The 17,364-nt window shown below is 39.2% G+C and carries 13 protein-coding genes and 1 tRNA gene; 12 read left to right on the plus strand and 2 right to left on the minus strand.

Annotation, left to right across the window (positions count from 1 at the left end):
* Window position 1: 1 nt before the first annotated feature.
* Window positions 2-1,387, minus strand: coding sequence for a dipeptidase (locus tag HM983_RS01260; RefSeq protein WP_179343484.1), 1,386 nt, complete (start codon window positions 1,385-1,387; stop codon window positions 2-4).
* 193 nt (window positions 1,388-1,580) lie between these two features.
* On the opposite strand from HM983_RS01260, the gene HM983_RS01265 reads away from it, so the two are divergent.
* The 6 genes from HM983_RS01265 to HM983_RS15815 all read left to right on the plus strand — a co-directional run bounded on the left by HM983_RS01265 (window position 1,581) and on the right by HM983_RS15815 (window position 4,922).
* Window positions 1,581-1,662 (plus strand) — tRNA-Leu (locus HM983_RS01265).
* 273 nt (window positions 1,663-1,935) lie between these two features.
* Entirely contained in the window at window positions 1,936-2,307 is a 372-nt protein-coding gene (locus HM983_RS01270; protein WP_047550245.1) for an ArsR/SmtB family transcription factor, read from the plus strand.
* A gap of 12 nt (window positions 2,308-2,319) precedes the next feature.
* Window positions 2,320-2,943, plus strand: a complete 624-nt coding sequence (gene merTP, locus HM983_RS01275) for a mercuric transport protein MerTP (RefSeq protein WP_179343486.1) — start codon at window positions 2,320-2,322, stop codon at window positions 2,941-2,943.
* Complete coding sequence (locus HM983_RS01280) at window positions 2,944-4,290, plus strand: dihydrolipoyl dehydrogenase family protein (RefSeq protein ID WP_179343488.1); 1,347 nt, start codon at window positions 2,944-2,946, stop codon at window positions 4,288-4,290.
* Between the two features lie 42 nt (window positions 4,291-4,332).
* Window positions 4,333-4,716, plus strand: a complete 384-nt coding sequence (locus tag HM983_RS01285) for a YHS domain-containing protein (protein WP_115122569.1) — start codon at window positions 4,333-4,335, stop codon at window positions 4,714-4,716.
* Window positions 4,717-4,721: 5 nt separating this feature from the next.
* Complete coding sequence (locus tag HM983_RS15815; RefSeq protein ID WP_246277436.1) at window positions 4,722-4,922, plus strand: GDCCVxC domain-containing (seleno)protein; 201 nt, start codon at window positions 4,722-4,724, stop codon at window positions 4,920-4,922.
* 44 nt (window positions 4,923-4,966) lie between these two features.
* On the opposite strand, the gene HM983_RS01290 is transcribed toward HM983_RS15815, so the two are convergent.
* Window positions 4,967-7,195: a TonB-dependent receptor family protein gene (locus HM983_RS01290; protein ID WP_179343490.1), complete on the minus strand. Its 2,229-nt coding sequence runs from the start codon at window positions 7,193-7,195 to the stop codon at window positions 4,967-4,969.
* A gap of 231 nt (window positions 7,196-7,426) precedes the next feature.
* Here HM983_RS01290 and HM983_RS01295 point away from each other — a divergent pair, with 231 nt between their 5' ends.
* The 6 genes from HM983_RS01295 to HM983_RS01320 all read left to right on the plus strand — a co-directional run bounded on the left by HM983_RS01295 (window position 7,427) and on the right by HM983_RS01320 (window position 17,288).
* On the plus strand, window positions 7,427-7,846 hold the full coding sequence (locus HM983_RS01295) for an HYC_CC_PP family protein (RefSeq protein WP_179343492.1): 420 nt from the start codon (window positions 7,427-7,429) through the stop codon (window positions 7,844-7,846).
* 113 nt (window positions 7,847-7,959) lie between these two features.
* On the plus strand, window positions 7,960-11,712 hold the full coding sequence (locus tag HM983_RS01300; RefSeq protein WP_179343494.1) for an efflux RND transporter permease subunit: 3,753 nt from the start codon (window positions 7,960-7,962) through the stop codon (window positions 11,710-11,712).
* Window positions 11,709-12,926 carry a TolC family protein gene (locus HM983_RS01305; RefSeq protein ID WP_115122574.1) on the plus strand — a complete coding sequence of 406 codons (1,218 nt, stop codon included), beginning with the start codon at window positions 11,709-11,711 and terminating at the stop codon, window positions 12,924-12,926. The genes HM983_RS01300 and HM983_RS01305 overlap by 4 nt, the downstream gene beginning before the upstream one ends.
* Window positions 12,927-12,928: 2 nt before the next feature.
* Window positions 12,929-13,495 (plus strand): helix-turn-helix domain-containing protein, encoded by a 567-nt coding sequence (locus tag HM983_RS01310; RefSeq protein WP_179343496.1) that lies wholly within the window; start codon window positions 12,929-12,931, stop codon window positions 13,493-13,495.
* Between the two features lie 70 nt (window positions 13,496-13,565).
* The gene (locus tag HM983_RS01315; RefSeq protein WP_115122576.1) at window positions 13,566-15,959 is read left to right on the plus strand and encodes a multicopper oxidase domain-containing protein; all 2,394 of its coding nucleotides are present in this window, start codon (window positions 13,566-13,568) and stop codon (window positions 15,957-15,959) included.
* A gap of 3 nt (window positions 15,960-15,962) precedes the next feature.
* The gene (locus HM983_RS01320; RefSeq protein WP_115122577.1) at window positions 15,963-17,288 is read left to right on the plus strand and encodes an APC family permease; all 1,326 of its coding nucleotides are present in this window, start codon (window positions 15,963-15,965) and stop codon (window positions 17,286-17,288) included.
* The last annotated feature ends 76 nt before the right edge of the window (window positions 17,289-17,364 follow it).

Consider the following 17,364-nt stretch of genomic DNA (forward strand, 5'->3'; position numbering starts at 1 on the left):
ATTATTTCATTTCAGTAAAATACTTATAAAACCATGGAATGGTCTCAATACCTTTGAGGTAATTCCAAATACCAAAGTGCTCGTTTGGCGAGTGAATGGCATCGCTATCCAGTCCAAAACCCATTAAAATTGTTTTACTATTGAGTTCTTCTTCAAAAAGCGAAACAATAGGAATACTACCACCACTACGCTGTGGTATTGGTTTTTTACTAAAGGTTTGCTCGTAAGCTTTTGAAGCTGCTTGGTAACCTATACTATCAATAGGTGTTACATAACCTTGGCCACCATGATGCGGCTTAACTTTTACTTTAACACCATCAGGTGCTATATTTTCAAAATGTGATTTAAATAATTCGGTAATCTCTTTCCAATCTTGATTTGGTACCAAACGCATCGATATTTTTGCATAGGCCTTACTCGCAATTACGGTTTTTGCACCTTCACCGGTATATCCTCCCCAAATACCATTGACGTCTAGTGTTGGTCTAATGGAATTACGTTCGTTTGTGGTGTAACCGCTTTCACCATAAACCGCATCGATATCCAATGCTTTTTTATAATTTTCTAATGAAAAAGGAGCTTTGGCCATTTCGGCACGTTCTGCATCAGAGAGATTTTCTACCTTATCATAAAACCCTGGAATAGTTATATGGTTGTTTTCGTCATGAAGCGATGCAATCATTTTTGTTAGTACATTTATTGGGTTCGCTACTGCACCTCCATAAAGCCCAGAATGTAAATCTCGGTTTGGTCCAGTGACTTCAACTTCGACATAACTCAAGCCTCGAAGTCCGGTGGTTATAGACGGAACGTCTTTGGCAATCATTCCGGTATCTGAAATAAGAATAACATCATTTTTTAATTTTTCTTGATTTGCTTTTACAAATTTTGAAAGATTGACACTGCCAACTTCTTCTTCGCCTTCAATCATGAACTTTACGTTGCACGGCAATTCATTATTGGTTGTCATATATTCTAAAGCCTTGACATGCATGTACATTTGACCTTTGTCGTCACAAGCACCTCGTGCAAAAATAGCACCTTCGGGATGTAAGTCCGTTTTTTTAATCACAGGGTCAAATGGTGGCGAATGCCATAAATCCAAAGGGTCTGGTGGTTGCACATCATAGTGGCCGTAAACCAAAACTGTTGGTAGATTTTTATCGATTATTTTTTCTCCGTAAACAATAGGATAGCCTTCTGTTTCACAAATTTCAACCGTGTCGCAACCTGCTTGCTCTAAGCTAAGTTTAATGACTTTAGCGGTTTCTATTACATCGGCTTTGTAGGCAGAATCTGCGCTTATTGATGGAATTTTTAAAAGCGCAATGAGCTCATCTAAAAAGCGTTGTTGATGTTCTTTAATATATGATTGTATGTTTTGCATTGTGATATTTGATTTAAAACAAAAATAAGAAAAACAAAACCGACTATATTCTTGAAAAATTGCTATTTGAATATTGAAACTATTGTTTATATTTGCATCCCGTTTTACGGATTTCTATTGCGGATGTGGTGGAACTGGTAGACACGCTAGACTTAGGATTTAACCTAAGAAAAAGTGTTAAAATATTTAAAATGCGGATGTGGTGGAACTGGTAGACACGTCAGACTTAGGATCTGATGCCGCGAGGTGTGCAGGTTCGATTCCTGTCATCCGCACAAAAGCCGAAGAGAAATCTTCGGCTTTTTCGTTTTAAAAAAGTAAGTTTTCTTCACGATTTTTGACCTTGGGTACAACATAGGTACAACATTTTGTTATTTTAAGTGTGTCATTTTAATTGATGTCAAATAAAATGTTTTATTAATAAACTCTAAGATTTATATCTTTTTAATTATTAAATAATTAATATTTCAGTATTCATTGCTATTATTTAAGTATTTGCTTAAATAATATAATAATGATATATTTGTAACCACTTTAAATCAAAAAAGATGAGCTTGGAAATAACTTGTACACGGAACGAAGCAGACAAGAAGCAAATATCGAGATGCAAGGAAACAATAGAGAATTCTTCGGACAGCCTTAATGCAATAAGCAAAGTTTTGTCTCTCGCGGGAAGCGAGGTACGACTGAAAATTCTATTCCTATTGAACATAGAGAATGAATTGTGTCCTTGCGATATTGCGGACATTCTTGAAATGAGTGTTCCCGCCGTATCCCAGCATATCCGAAAAATGAAGGATGCAGGAATTATTACATCGAGACGTGAAGGGCAAACTTTATATTATTCGCTGGTAAAGAGTGAGGACAATGTTTTGAATGGAATTTTCAATTCAATTTCGACAAGAAAGAAAACAGCTTAGAAATTTTATATTATGGCAACGAATAAAACTTCAAACACCGCGGCCTATACCGGCATTTTTACCGCAGTTGCAGCATCAATATGTTGTATTACACCTGTTTTGGCATTAATTGCCGGCACAAGTGGAATTGCATCTACATTCTCTTGGGTCGAGCCATTTAGACCCTATCTTATCGGCCTGACCATTATTGTTTTGGTCTTTGCCTGGTACGAGAAACTACGGCCGAAAACTCAGGTAGAAATAGATTGCGCCTGTGAGGATGATGCAAAACCTTCGTTTTGGCAATCCAAACGGTTTTTGTTCATCGTAACCGTATTTGCTGGATTGATGTTGGCTTTCCCGTACTATGCCAACATATTTTACGCACAGCCTACTAAGGAAATCGTCTATGTCTCTCAATCCAATATCGAAAAGCACACTTTTGATGTTGAGGGAATGACCTGTGCAGGTTGTGAGGCACACGTAGAAAGTGAAGTCAATAAGTTGGATGGAATTATTTCTGTAAAAGCCAGCTACGAAAATGCCAACACCATAGTGGAATTTGATAAGACTAAAACCGATTTGCCCACAATCCGAAAAGCCATAGAGAGCACAGGATACAAAGTAGTCGAGAATACCACCAAAGAAAATAAGTAGATGAAAAAATATGATGTTTTCGTTATTGGTTCGGGTATGGCCGGTATGACAATCGCCAATAAATGTGCCTCAAAAGGTCTTTCGGTCGGCATAACCGATGAACTACCTTATGGTGGCACCTGTGCCCTACGAGGCTGTGACCCGAAAAAAGTGATTATCGGTGCTACGGAAGTGCGCGACTTCGCCAAAAGGCTTCAAGGGAAAGGCATTGATACCATTCCGGATATTAACTGGAAGGATATAATGGCGTTCAAACAGACTTTCGTCGATGAAATGCCGAGGAAAATAGAAAAGGGGTATATGAAGAACGGCATCGATACCTTTCACAGTTCCGCTACGTTTATAAATGAAAATACCCTAAGAATAGGTAACGAGACCATTCAAGCTGATAAAGTTGTAATTGCGTCAGGTTCAAAACCAAAAGTTTTAGACTTTGAAGGCGGACAGCTTGCGAAAACGAGTACGGATTTTCTAAATCTTAAGGAATTACCCCAATCCCTGCTTTTCATCGGTGGCGGATATATCGCCTTTGAATTCGCCCATATTGCCGCACGTTCCGGTGCCGAGGTAACAATAGTACATCGAGGCAAACGTCCATTGGAAAACTTTGACAAGGATATTGTAAAACATTTGGTCGATGCCACACGTAATTTAGGTGTCAAGCTCGTTCTTGAAACTGAAGTTTCTAAAATTGAACGTAAAGATGGCAACTACATAACTACAGGAATTTCAAACGGAAAGGAAACTAACTTCAAATCGGCAGCAGTATTTAATTCCGCTGGCCGTCCCCCAGCCATTTTTGATTTAGAATTGAAAAAAGCAGGTATATCCTTCTCAAAAAAGGGGATAGAGGTCAACGAAAACCTTCAGAGCATATCGAACGCGAACATATATGCAGCTGGCGATGCAGCGGACTCAAGAGGATTGCCCTTAACACCCGTAGCTGTTTTGGAAGGACACGTCGTAGCTTCAAATATCATTAAAGGAAATGAGAAAAAAGTCAGTTATCCCCCAATGCCTTCCGTAGTTTTCACTTTGCCCACTATGGCAACCGTTGGCCTATTGGAAGATGAGGCCAAAGAAAAGGGATATGATATCAATGTCAATTTTGAAAAAGTGGATAATTGGTTCAATGCGAGACGCCTGAATGTGGATGAATATGCTTATAAAACAATCATCGATAAAAATAATAATACCATTTTGGGCGCGCATCTGATCGGGCCTCATTGTGAAGAAACCATCAATCTTTTTGCAATGGCGATAAAGACCAAGATGACCATAAGCGATTTGCGGACAATGATATTTTCATACCCTACAATGGCATCCGACCTAACCTATATGCTTTAGTATTCATTACAATGAAACAGATTATTGATTTAAATAAAAAAAATGAAATTAAAAATTTGCCCAACTTGTGGTTGCTCTTTAGTTCGATTGGGAATAAAAAGCACACCGCGCTTATCAATAAAATATAAAGATCAAGATTACTTTTTTTGTTGTCAAGGATGTATTGAGCAATTCCAAAACAATGAGGAAAAATATATTGCAGAAATAAAAAATCTAATTATTTGTCCAGTCTGTCTTGCTGAAAAACCAGAAAACCAAGTAGTAAGTATTCTATACAACGAACGGAACTTCTTATTTTGTAGATGTCCGCAATGTGTTTTAGAGTTCAATAAAAATCCAGGATATTTTATCGATAGATTAAACGAAAAGATTCCTTATAAAGGTGTTTTTGAGATTTCTTGTTGTAATGATTCAGTAAAAAAATAATAAATATGATATTAACATCAGAAATTTCGTGCCCATACTGCAGTCACAAAAAAAAAGAGCAAATGCCTACAGATGCCTGTCAATTCTTTTACGAATGTGAGAATTGCAAACAAATACTAAAACCAAAAGAAGGCGATTGCTGTGTATTCTGTTCTTACGGTAATGTCGCCTGTCCACCGATTCAGGAAGGTTCAAATTGTTGCTAATAACTTTTAATTATAGTTGATATTATTGTTTCCACAATATATCTTTAAAAACTGAATTGTAACCCTGCATTAAATCCAAAAGGATGTCCGGGACGCAAACCTGCTGGGACACGGGATACTGCATATTCTGAATCAAATAAGTTTATTATGTTTGTTGATAGCGTAAAATTTTCATTAAGAAAATAATGCGCAGATAAGTCAACGATAAAATTAGAATCTACTTTAAAATTTTCTGGAATCTGTCCAGAACCAGCCTTGGTTCTAAATGCACCTGTATAACGTGAATTTAGGTTTACTTCAAATTTCTTATGCTGTAGCCCTAAGGTAGCATTTAATTGGTTTTTTGCAATGTATGGTATTTCATCCCCTTTGGTCACTACCCCATAAATATCTTCATTACTATCAAAACTGGTCAGGAATTCGGTATCGGTAAGGGTGTAGGAAATCGATATAGGAAGTTTAAATTTCCCTGATGTATTGTATAGCAAATTGTAATTTAGCAAAAGTTCAATGCCACTTACACGCACTTCACCAGCATTAAACTGGTCAAGGCTTCCTGTACCACCTGTTGCGGCCAAATCACTTCCCAGCAGGTTTTGATAATCATTGTAGAATCCGACAAGTTCCCCAGAAAAACCTTTAAAGCCAAATCGGGAACCCAACTCATAATTAATACTTTCTTCTGCATTTTGTCCCGGTGTATTACTTGGTGGCGAAAATCCTTTATGTATCCCACCGAAAACTGATATATGGTTATTGAATCTGTAATTTGCACCTATGCCTGGAATCCATACATCTACGTTATTTTCGCGAATAGCTATATCCTCACCAGTTCTGTTTGGGTCGCTCGTGCCATAATCCGTTCGGGTAAGGGTTATATTTTCATAACGCAAACCAGGTGTTAAAGTAAGGTTCTCAATTTTAAGGGTGTACAAGAGGTGTGCCGCCAATGCTTTTGCACTACTTATACGATTGGCATCTGCACCTTTTTCGCCTACTGTGGTTCGTATTAATTCTTGGTTTTCAAAAGCATATCTGTCCACCCATTGAAATCTGTCCTCGTTATCTTCGTGGTAACGTATTCCAGCTTCCAGAGTTTGTAACCAGCCAGAACCCCATCGTAATTTGGCAATGGATTGAGCACCATTTGAGGTGTATGTTCTGTTGTTTGCCTTTATGCCCATAACATCGTCTTGGGTGTCTTCGTTTCCTAAAATGGTTTGGTATTCTAAGGGGTAATCCTGTGGTGATGATAGGATGCTGTTTATGCTCACTCTTTCGCCAAGGTTTACATCGGTTAACTTATACCAATTCCGTTTGAATTTATTCAAGTAACCAGTGGTACTTATATTTAACGATGGGGATACTTGTATAAAATGGGTAAGTTGGTATTGTTGATGTTCGGCGTTCATTACATCCTCAGACGATGCCCTGTATCTTCTATAAGGGTTTTCTTCAAAGTCTTCATCGGTCAATCCCAAGTAAGTTTCGTTTGCCTCTTCTTCAGAATATTGGATTTTAAATGTTAGTGACTGATACATTTCTGCATCTAAATTTGAGTTGACCCTAAACTTGGCTAAATAATCAGATTTATCAAATCCTGTATTGCCATCACCATCTAAATCCTTAAAACCGTCTGAGCTGTAATTGAAATAATCCGTTACAAATCCAAAGTTTTGATAGCTGTCACCAATGACTAATTGCGTGTTTCTTGAGCCATAATTCCCTGCGGCAATGGAAGCTCGTCCAGAAAATTCGTCAGGAATTCGGGAAGAAATCATATTAATAGCACCACCAGTGGTGTTGGGTCCATATTGAATTTGACTGCTTCCTTTTAAGATTTCGACGGCCTGCATACGCCCAATGGTTGGGAAATAATAGGCGGCAGGTGCGCTGTAGGGTGCAGGGGCTATGAGAACGCCATCTTCCATCAAATTTATTTTTGCACTACGTTCAGGTGATGTGCCTCGTAAACTTATATTTGGGCGTAGTCCAAACCCATCCTCTTCGTAAATATTAATTCCTGGAACTGTTTGTAAAACCCTGTTGATATTGGTGTAAGAGAATTTTTTTAAATCCTCTTCAGAAATATAACTCGCAGATCCCGTTTTGTTTTTAATCTCAAATTTACTGCCCAGTATGGTGTTGGCAGATATAATAACCTCTTTTAGACGTTCCGTTTTTTGTTGGATGGTATCTTCTTTTTGAGGATTTGTTTGCCCCCATATATACGTAAACTGTAGGATAAATAGTAGAAAAAATAGAATTCTCATTGGTAATAAATTATTTAGAATGATTTTAAATAGAGGACAAATGTAATGTGCTGATTTCAAAAAACCAATATTATTTAGAATTATTCTTAATAATACTTTTGAAGTATTTTATATTCAGTAGTTTATATCTTATAAGAATTTTAAATTTATTAAAGTGTCTAATAATGGATTACTTAATTAAATTTCTGTTAATCCCAATAAAAACTGTTAAAATTTTGTAATTTTGCAACGATGAAACAAGTTTTCCATAAAATATTATCCATTTCGATGGCCCTTGTAGTGATGTTCTCTACTATGTCATTTACTGTGGATATGCATTATTGTGGGGACAATTTGGTCGATTTCAGTTTATTCTCAAAAGCTGAAGGTTGCGGAATGGAAAAAGCGCAACCTACCAAAACTTGTGAGAATCCTAAAATGACTGAGAAATCTTGTTGTACTGACCAACAAATTGTAAAGGAAGGCAAAGACGACCTTAAAATATCTTTTGACACACTTTCATTCGAGCAGCAAACGTTCATCGCTGCTTTTACATATTTTTATATAAACTTATTTGAAGGAACCGAATCTGAAGAAGTTCCTTTTGAAGATTACCCGCGACCCTTTGTCAAACGGGATGTGCAAGTGCTGCACCAGACTTTCTTAATTTGATTTGTTAGATTTTTTGAATGAAGCCCAATACCGCAGGTGCGGTATCGTGGGCTAAAACTCGTGTTTGCCATTTTTTGCAGCACGTAATTCCAAAACTCTAATAATCAAATGCTATGCTGAATAAGAGCATTAAATTTCTCATAGAAAACAAACTTGTTGCCGTTCTACTACTCGCCCTATTCGTGGGTTGGGGCGTGGTCAACGCACCTTTTAATTGGGAAACGGGTTTTTTACCTACAGACCCTGTTGCCGTTGATGCCATTCCAGACATTGGCGAAAATCAACAAATTGTTTTTACAAAGTGGCAAGGTCGCTCGCCACAGGATATTGAAGACCAAATCACATATCCGCTTACCACTTCCCTTCTGGGCATACCAGGCGTGAAAACTATTCGTAGTTCTTCTATGTTTGGATTTTCCAGCATCTATATCATTTTTGAAGAAGACATTGAGTTTTACTGGTCGCGCAGTCGCATACTGGAAAAACTGAACTCACTTCCTGCAAACCTCTTGCCCGATGGTGTCAATCCGTCTCTTGGGCCAGATGCCACGGGCCTCGGACAGATATTTTGGTACACGCTGGAAGGTCGTGATAAAGATGGCAACGTAACTGGTGGTTGGGATTTACAGGAATTGCGCAGCATTCAGGATTACTATGTAAAGTATGGATTATCCTCTGCAAGCGGTGTTTCTGAAGTGGCTTCCATAGGTGGGTATGTTCAGGAATACCAAGTGGATATTGACCCAGAAAAAATGCGCCAGTACAATGTTAGTATGGGCGATGTGGTCAAAGCCGTGAAGCAGAGCAATCAAGACATAGGCGCACAAACCCTCGAAATCAACCAAGCTGAATATCTCGTGCGCGGATTGGGCTACGTAAAGTCCATTTCAGATATCGAAGATGCCGTGGTAGATTCTGAAAACTTTACGTCTATCCGTATCAAAGACGTAGCAAACGTTCATCTGGGACCAGCGGCAAGACGTGGTATTCTCGATAAGGAAGGTGCCGAAGTTGTAGGTGGTGTTGTAGTCGCTCGCTATGGTGCAAATCCGCTGGAAGTCATCAATAATGTCAAAGCACAAATCGCCGAAATAAGCTCTGGACTTCCAACAAAAATTTTATCAGATGGTCGCACCACACAAGTAACCATCGTGCCATTTTACGACCGTACCGAACTCATACAAGAAACGCTGGGCACGCTCAACGAAGCACTCACGCTGGAAATTCTCATAACCATTCTCGTCATCATCATAATGGTATTCAACCTTCGTGCGTCTATACTTATTTCAGGATTATTGCCCGTAGCTGTTTTAATGGTGTTCATCACGATGAAGCTCTTTAATGTAGATGCCAACATTGTCGCATTATCGGGTATCGCCATTGCCATAGGAACGATGGTCGACGTGGGCGTCATACTTGCTGAAAATATGATACGACACTTGGAAGATGAAAAGCTGCGCCTTAATAAAAATGGTACCGAATACACCACAAACGAAATCATCTACAACGCAACTGCCGAAGTTTCTGGCGCTATCCTAACAGCAGTTTTAACAACAATAATCAGTTTCCTGCCCGTATTTACAATGATAGGTGCCGAAGGAAAACTGTTCCGCCCGCTTGCTTTTACCAAAACAATGGCACTCACGGCATCACTCATCATTGCGTTATTTCTCATTCCACCCATCGCGGCATTCCTGTTCCGCAAGACGAGTGTGCGGGAACGTACACAGTATGTCATCAATGGCTTACTTGTTTTATTGGGAATTATCGCCATCGTTTACGGTTTTTGGTTAGGACTAATTCTTATCGCCTTTGCCGCAACATCATTTTTAAGGATGCGAGGTACGCTTTCGCTAAAGCGCAAAAACCTGCTTGACATCATCATTTCATCGGTTGCCATCGTATTCCTTCTGGCAGAATACTGGCGACCATTAGGTTTCGACCGAAGCATTGTGATGAACCTGGTATTTGTTTCCATCATCTGTTTTGGACTTCTTGGTGTGTTTTCGATTTTCAGGATATACTATGAGCGTATTTTGAAATGGGCACTTCAGAATAGGTATCTGTTCTTAATCGTTCCGGCTACGGTACTCACGCTGGGTATCATTATAATGCGGAATACGGGCAAAGAGTTTATGCCAGCGCTCAATGAAGGTTCATTCCTATTGATGCCCACATCCTTACCGCACGCAGGTGTTGAAGAAAACAAGCGTGTGCTGCAACAGCTCGATATGGCGGTGGCAAGCATCCCAGAGATTGAAACTGTGGTGGGAAAGGCTGGAAGAACGGAAAGCGCACTCGACCCAGCACCACTCTCAATGTATGAAAATGTTATTCAGTATAAATCTGAATATATGCGGAATAGTTCTGGCGAGCGACAACGCTATAAGGTCAATGACGATGGGTTATTTGTACTGAAGAATAACAAATTCATTATCAACCCAAATTACGAGGTAGATGAGGATGCCAATTATGACGAAGCCTCACTCAAAACCACTGCCACACGGGAAGATTTGATTGAAGATGAAAACGGCGAATACTACCGAAACTGGCGACCAGACATTCAAAGTCCAGATGATATTTGGAACGAAATTGTGCGAGTAACCAAGTTGCCAGGCGTTACATCTGCACCCAAGTTGCAACCCATCGAAACACGATTGGTTATGCTACAAACAGGAATGCGAGCACCTATGGGCATCAAGGTAAAAGGGCCTGATTTAAAATCCATAGAAAACTTCGGACTGGAATTGGAAGACATTTTAAAACAAGCCGAAGGCGTTAAGGAACAAGCTGTTTTTGCAGACCGTATCGTGGGCAAACCCTACTTGCTCATCGATATTAAGCGAGACCAATTGGCTCGATATGGCATATCCATTATGGATGTACAGGAAATCCTGCAAGTGGCCGTGGGCGGGATGCCACTTACGCAAACTGTGGAAGGTCGTGAACGCTATGCCGTGCGTGTGCGCTATCCACGAGAATTACGGGCAAATCCAGACGACTTGCGTAATATCTATGTTCCCGTTGAGAAAGGAAGTCCTGTACCGCTGGGCGAATTGGTTGAAATTCGATACGAACAAGGACCACAGGTCATTAAAAGTGAAGACACTTTTCTTATTGGCTACGTGCTGTTTGACAAACTCGATGGCTTTGCCGAAGTGGATGTGGTAGAAAATGCCCAAGCCTTGATTCAAGAAAATATTGATAACGGTTCGCTGGTCGTACCACAAGGTGTTAGCTATCGCTTTACGGGTACTTATGAAAATCAGTTGCGGGCAGAGAAAACCTTATCGGTTGTCGTACCACTCTGTTTGCTGGTTATTTTCTTGATTTTGTATTTCCAATTTAGGTCGGTTTCTACATCGCTTATGGTGTTTACCGCCATTGCCGTAGCCTTTGCAGGTGGTTTCATAATGATTTGGTTGTATGGGCAAGATTGGTTTTTCAACTTCAGCTTTTTCGGCGAAAATCTGCGGGACTTGTTCAATATGAAAACCATCAATTTAAGTGTGGCCGTTTGGGTAGGTTTTATTGCCCTTTTCGGTATCGCAACGGATGATGGTGTAGTAATGGCCACCTATTTAGACCAATCTTTTAAAAGCAACGAGCCAGACAACCAAAAAGGCATACGACTCGCCACTTTGGAAGCCGCAGGTAAACGTATTCGTCCGTGTTTGATGACAACCGTAACCACAGTTTTGGCACTACTACCAGTACTCACATCTACAGGAAAAGGAAGCGATATAATGATACCGATGGCGATTCCCATTTTTGGCGGAATGATAATCGATGTCACGTCCTATTTCCTACTGCCAGTCCTATATAGCTGGAAAAAGGAATACCAACTTAAAAAAGCAAACAGATGAAAAAATTAAAATATATACTGGTGTTTTTGTTTGTTTCCGCTTTCGCGAAAGCACAACAATTACAATCCTACATTCAGGAAGCTGAGGCCAACAATCCAGAAATTCAAGCCTTTGAATTGCGATACAACATCGCCGAAGAAAAGGTAAACGAAGCCAACTGGATTCCCAATACCGAAGTAAGTGCCGGCTATTTTGTGAGCGAGCCTGAAACCAGAGTGGGCGCACAACGTGCACGAATTGGTGTAAAACAAATGTTGCCGTGGTTCGGCACTATCACGGCTCGTGAAAATTACGCAACAGCAATGGCAGATGCCGAATATGTGGAAATCACGATTGCAAAGCGCAAGCTCGCACTTTCGGTCGCACAATCGTATTATCGACTTTATGCTATAAGAGCCAAACAAGAAGTGTTGGACGAAAATATTCAGCTACTGGAAACCTACGAACAACTTGCACTCACATCTGTAGAAGTGGGCAAAGCGAGTGCCGTAGATGTATTGCGACTTCAAATACGGCAAAATGAATTACAACAACAAAAGGAAGTGCTGGAAGAAGAATTTACAGCAGAACAAACGGCTTTCAACAACTTGCTCAACCGTGATGCAATAATGACGGTTGACGTCGTTCCAGAAATGGAAATTCCACAGGAAGACCCATTTTACAAAAATGAAGCGTTAGCACTCAATCCCGAACTGCTCAAATATGACAAGCTCTACGAATCGGTAGCACAATCTGAACTGCTCAACCAGCGCGAGAGTTTACCAATGATTGGTTTTGGTTTAGACTACTTGCCCGTAACAGAACGTAGCGACGTCAACTTCAGCGATAATGGGAAAGATGTATTGATGCCTATGGTATCGGTTTCCATACCCATTTTCAACAACCGTTACAAATCCATTTCAAGACAGAACGAGTTGCGACAGCAAGAAATAGAGACCCAAAAGGAACAGCGATTGAATGTGCTGGAATCCGCTTTCGCGAAAGCGCAATCACAACGCAACCAAGCACGCATCGCATACAACACACAAGAGCGCAACCTAAAACAAGCCCAAGATGCCGAAGAAATTCTGGTAAAAAATTATGAAACTGGCACTATCGATTTTAATGATGTGCTGGACATTCAGGAATTGCAGTTGAAGTTTCAAATGAATCAAATCGAGTCGGTGCAAATGTACTACGTGCAATCGGCCATTATTAACTATTTAATCAATTAATTATGGTCAATGATTTTTACATAAAGAATATGGTATGTGATAGATGTATCAAGGTTTTAAGGGATGAACTGGATAAGCAAAATATCGAATTGTTACAAATCGAATTAGGCCGTTTGCGTCTCAATATCGAGAGCGATGATGAAATCCAAAAATTGGAAACGTTGCTCGAAAACAATGGTTTTTCCCTTATAGATAGTACCGAAGAAAAACTCACAGAGCAGGTTAAGGTAGAACTGATTAAAGCATTACAAAAATTGCCTTTAGAACTAAACGAGAAATTATCCGTGCATTTAGCAGAAGCATTGGGTCAAGAATACTCAAAAATCAGTAAGGTATTCTCTTTTACTGAAGGAATTACCATTGAAAAGTATTTCATCAAATTGAAAATTGAAAAGGTGAAAGAATTGATTCAAGGCAAGGAACTCAACTTTACCGAAATGGGACAACTTCTGGGTTATAGCCATATTAATCATTTGAGCAGTCAATTTAAAAATGAAACGGGAATGAGCTTGACAGCCTATAAATCCCAACAGAAAAATTTTAGGAATTCATTGGACAAAATTATGTAGATAACAACCATAATTATGACACAAGCAGTTGATTTACAACAGTAATTTTATTAAAATAAAATTAAGAACTATGAAAATAACAAACATAATCAATACAACACTTCTATTGTTCCTTACCTCGGTTACATTTGGCCAAGTCGGAACAAACGGTGATGACCGTAAAGAAGAAGGACGACCTGTAAAAGAGTACAATCTTACCTTGGAACAAAAGGAAATGACCCTTGGAGGCGTAACGGCCAATGGAATGACTATAAATGGCAGCATTCCTGGCCCTACATTAGAATTTAATGAAGGAGACCTTGCCATAATCAATGTGACCAATAAAATGGACGAAGAAACTTCAGTGCATTGGCACGGTTTAATCCTTCCAAATTTCTATGACGGTGTGCCTTATTTAACTACGCCGCCAATTGAACCTGGCACAACTTTTCAGTATAGAATTCCTATTAATCAATCCGGCACCTATTGGTATCATTCACATACTTTATTACAGGAACAAAAGGGAGTTTATGGCTCTATTATCATTCATCCAAAAGAAAAGACATTGGATTATGATAAAGATTTGGTTGTGGTACTTTCTGATTGGACCAATGAAAAACCTATGAATGTGCTACGCAACCTCAAAAGGGCTAACGAATGGTATCAGGTAAAAAAGGGTACATCAGTGCCCTTAAGTAGAGTCATCAAAGAGGGCGCATTGGGAGCCCAATTCAAATTCTGGCGAGACCGTATGGAGGGAGCAGACATAACAGATATTTACTACCCTGCTTTTTTATCCAATGGAAAAAGAGTAGCAGAATACCCAAAGTTTAAAGCAGGAGAAAAAATCAGGCTTCGCTTTATAAATGCATCGGCTTCATCCTATTATTGGGTGGATTTTGGAGGGGGTAATCCAATGATAGTTTCAGGTGATGGTGTGGATGTAGAGCCCGTACATAAAAGCCGATTTCTTTTTGCAGTGGCAGAGACCTATGATGTTATTGTTACTATTCCGGAAGGGACTTTAGAAATTACCGCCACGGCACAGGATGGTTCTGGCAATACTTCAATCCGTTTGGGAAATGGAAAACTTTTTCCGGCAACGGTAATAGATAGGCCAGACAAAGTAGCAATGATGAAGCAAATGGCAAAAATGGATATGAAAATGGGTGCACCTGCATTGGTGGGAAACAGAAAGAAAAAAACACCGGAGTTTTTGATGCAGAAATATGGAATGAAGATGGATATGAAAGATGGGCAGATGAAAATGAACAATAATATGTCAATGGATGAAGGTACAATGAAGAAGCAAATGGAAATGAAAGATGACAAAATGGATATGGACAATACAATGGAGATGAAAAAGGACTCTATGCCAATGAGCCATACCGAAGCATCGAGCAAAATGAAAGACCATATGAATCACGATATGTCCAAGATGCAAAAAGACAGTGCCACTTTTGATTACAGTACTCGTAAAACCTATTTTAACTATGATTTCTTAAAGGCAAAGGAAGAAACCACTTATAAGAAAGACATACCGGTAAATGATATTCTGCTCAACCTAACAGGAAATATGCAGCGCTATGTATGGAGTATGAATGGCGTACCACTTTCTGAAACCGATAAAATCAAAATAAAAGGAGGAGAAGTAACAAGAATCACACTAAATAACATAACAATGATGCACCACCCAATGCATTTGCACGGGCATTTCTTTAGGGTAATCAATGAAAACGGGGAGCGTTCGCCCTTAAAACATACGGTCAATGTGCCACCGATGCAAAAAGTGGTCATTGAATTCTATAACGAAGAGTATGGTGATTGGTTCTTTCACTGTCACATATTGTATCATTTAATGAGTGGTATGAACCGTATATTTAGTTATGATACACCACGAGATGAACGGATGGAGGAATTTCCGGTTGAAAAGCTTATACACGAGACTGACCTCTATTATTCTTGGGGGGCTGCACGCGTAGGATCAAACTTTAACGAGCTGTTTTTGATGTCGAGCAACATCCGTAACGAATTTGGACTGCGCGCCGAGTTTGATTATGACCAAAATGCCGAGATAGAAGTAAATTATAATCGATACCTCAATGATTGGGTACGCGTATATGCAGGGGTAAATACCGAAACTTCTACACCAGATTCTTACGATACATTTAATACCGTTGGACTGGTCGGGGTTAAATACTTTACGCCTTACAGATTTAATGTAGATGTGAGTATGGACCATCAATTACGCCCAAGGATACGGCTGGATAGAGAGTTGTTGATTTTTCCAAGAATATTTTTAGAAGGAGAGTATGAGTACAGAGCGGATTTTGGTTGGGTCAATGATTTGGAAAATAATAAATCTTTTGAAAGCGAAACCCAATGGTTGGTAGGGCTCGCATACATCGTTTCCAGAAATTTTTCAATACAAGGAAATTACAATAATCGTTATGGCTGGGGAGGCGGCCTTTTAGTCAGATTTTAATAAATGGCACAATACAAGAAAAATAGTTTGAGTTTAACCGGAGCGGTGTCGCTTGGTACTGGTGTAATGATAGGTGCAGGAATATTTGCCTTGTTAGGACAGGTAGCTGAGTTATCAGGGCAATGGTTTCCGTATGCTTTTCTTGTAGGTGCTATCATTTCAGGATTTAGTGCATATACGTATGTGAAACTTTCCAATGCGTATCCATCTGCTGGCGGTATTGCTACCTATCTAAAAAAGATATATGGTAAGGGTGTGGTAACAGCTTCTGGAGCCTTGCTAATGGCATTTTCAATGGTGATTAATGAAAGTTTGGTAGCACGTACTTTTGGTTCGTACACGCTTCAATTATTCGATATAAATGACAATAGTGTTTGGGTGCCTATCCTTGGGGTAGTACTGTTAATCGTTGCGTTTTTAATCAATATTTCTGGAAACAATATCATTGGCAAATCTTCCTTTGCAATGGCTATTTTAAAAATTGGAGGTATTGCAATTTTTGCCATTGGTGGATTATGGGCGGCAGGATTTTCATTTTCTGAAGTTGTCCCTTCAGAAAGTTTGACAGAATACCCTATTACCAATTATTTAGGAGCCTTGGCTCTTTCAATTTTAGCTTATAAGGGCTTTACTACAATCACAAATAGCGGTGAGGAAATCACCAATCCCAATAAAAATGTAGGACGTGCTATAATAATTTCACTTGTTATCTGTACCGTGGTATATCTACTTGTTGCATTCGCTGTTTCTTCTAATCTTACTATTGAAGAGATAATCAAAGCTAAGGACTATTCATTGGCCGAGGCATCAAGGCCTGCTTTCGGAAAGTACGGATTATGGTTCACTGTGGGTATCGCTATCATAGCTACTATTTCAGGTGTGGTAGCAAGCATTTTTGCAGTGTCAAGGATGACTACAATGCTAACTCAGATGAATCTAATTCCCCATAAACATTTTGGGTTACCTGGTAAGTTGCAAAAACATATGCTCATTTATACTGTGGTATTGGCGCTCACAATGACCATTCTTTTTGACCTTACAAGAATTGCATCATTAGGTGCTATTTTCTATCTAATTATGGATGTAGGAATTCACTGGGGCGTACTTAAAAATATGAGAAAAGACATAAACGCCCGTGCCTCTATTCTATATACAGCAATATTATTGGATTGTATTGTTTTGGCCGCATTCTTATGGATAAAGGCTTCTAGTGACCTATTGGTCGTAATTGTAGCCGCAATACTGATAGTATTGATTTTTTTAGGTGAAAAATGGTTCTTGAAAAATAAAAATGAAGAAAATCAAATGAAAATGAATGAGAAATTATGATTGATATCAAAGAATAAAAAAATAAATGTTTAACAAAAAAAGAATAAAATTATGATGCTATTGTATTGGATAATTG

The sequence above is a fragment of the Winogradskyella ursingii genome (assembly GCF_013403975.1).
In the GTDB taxonomy this organism is placed as follows: domain Bacteria; phylum Bacteroidota; class Bacteroidia; order Flavobacteriales; family Flavobacteriaceae; genus Winogradskyella; species Winogradskyella ursingii.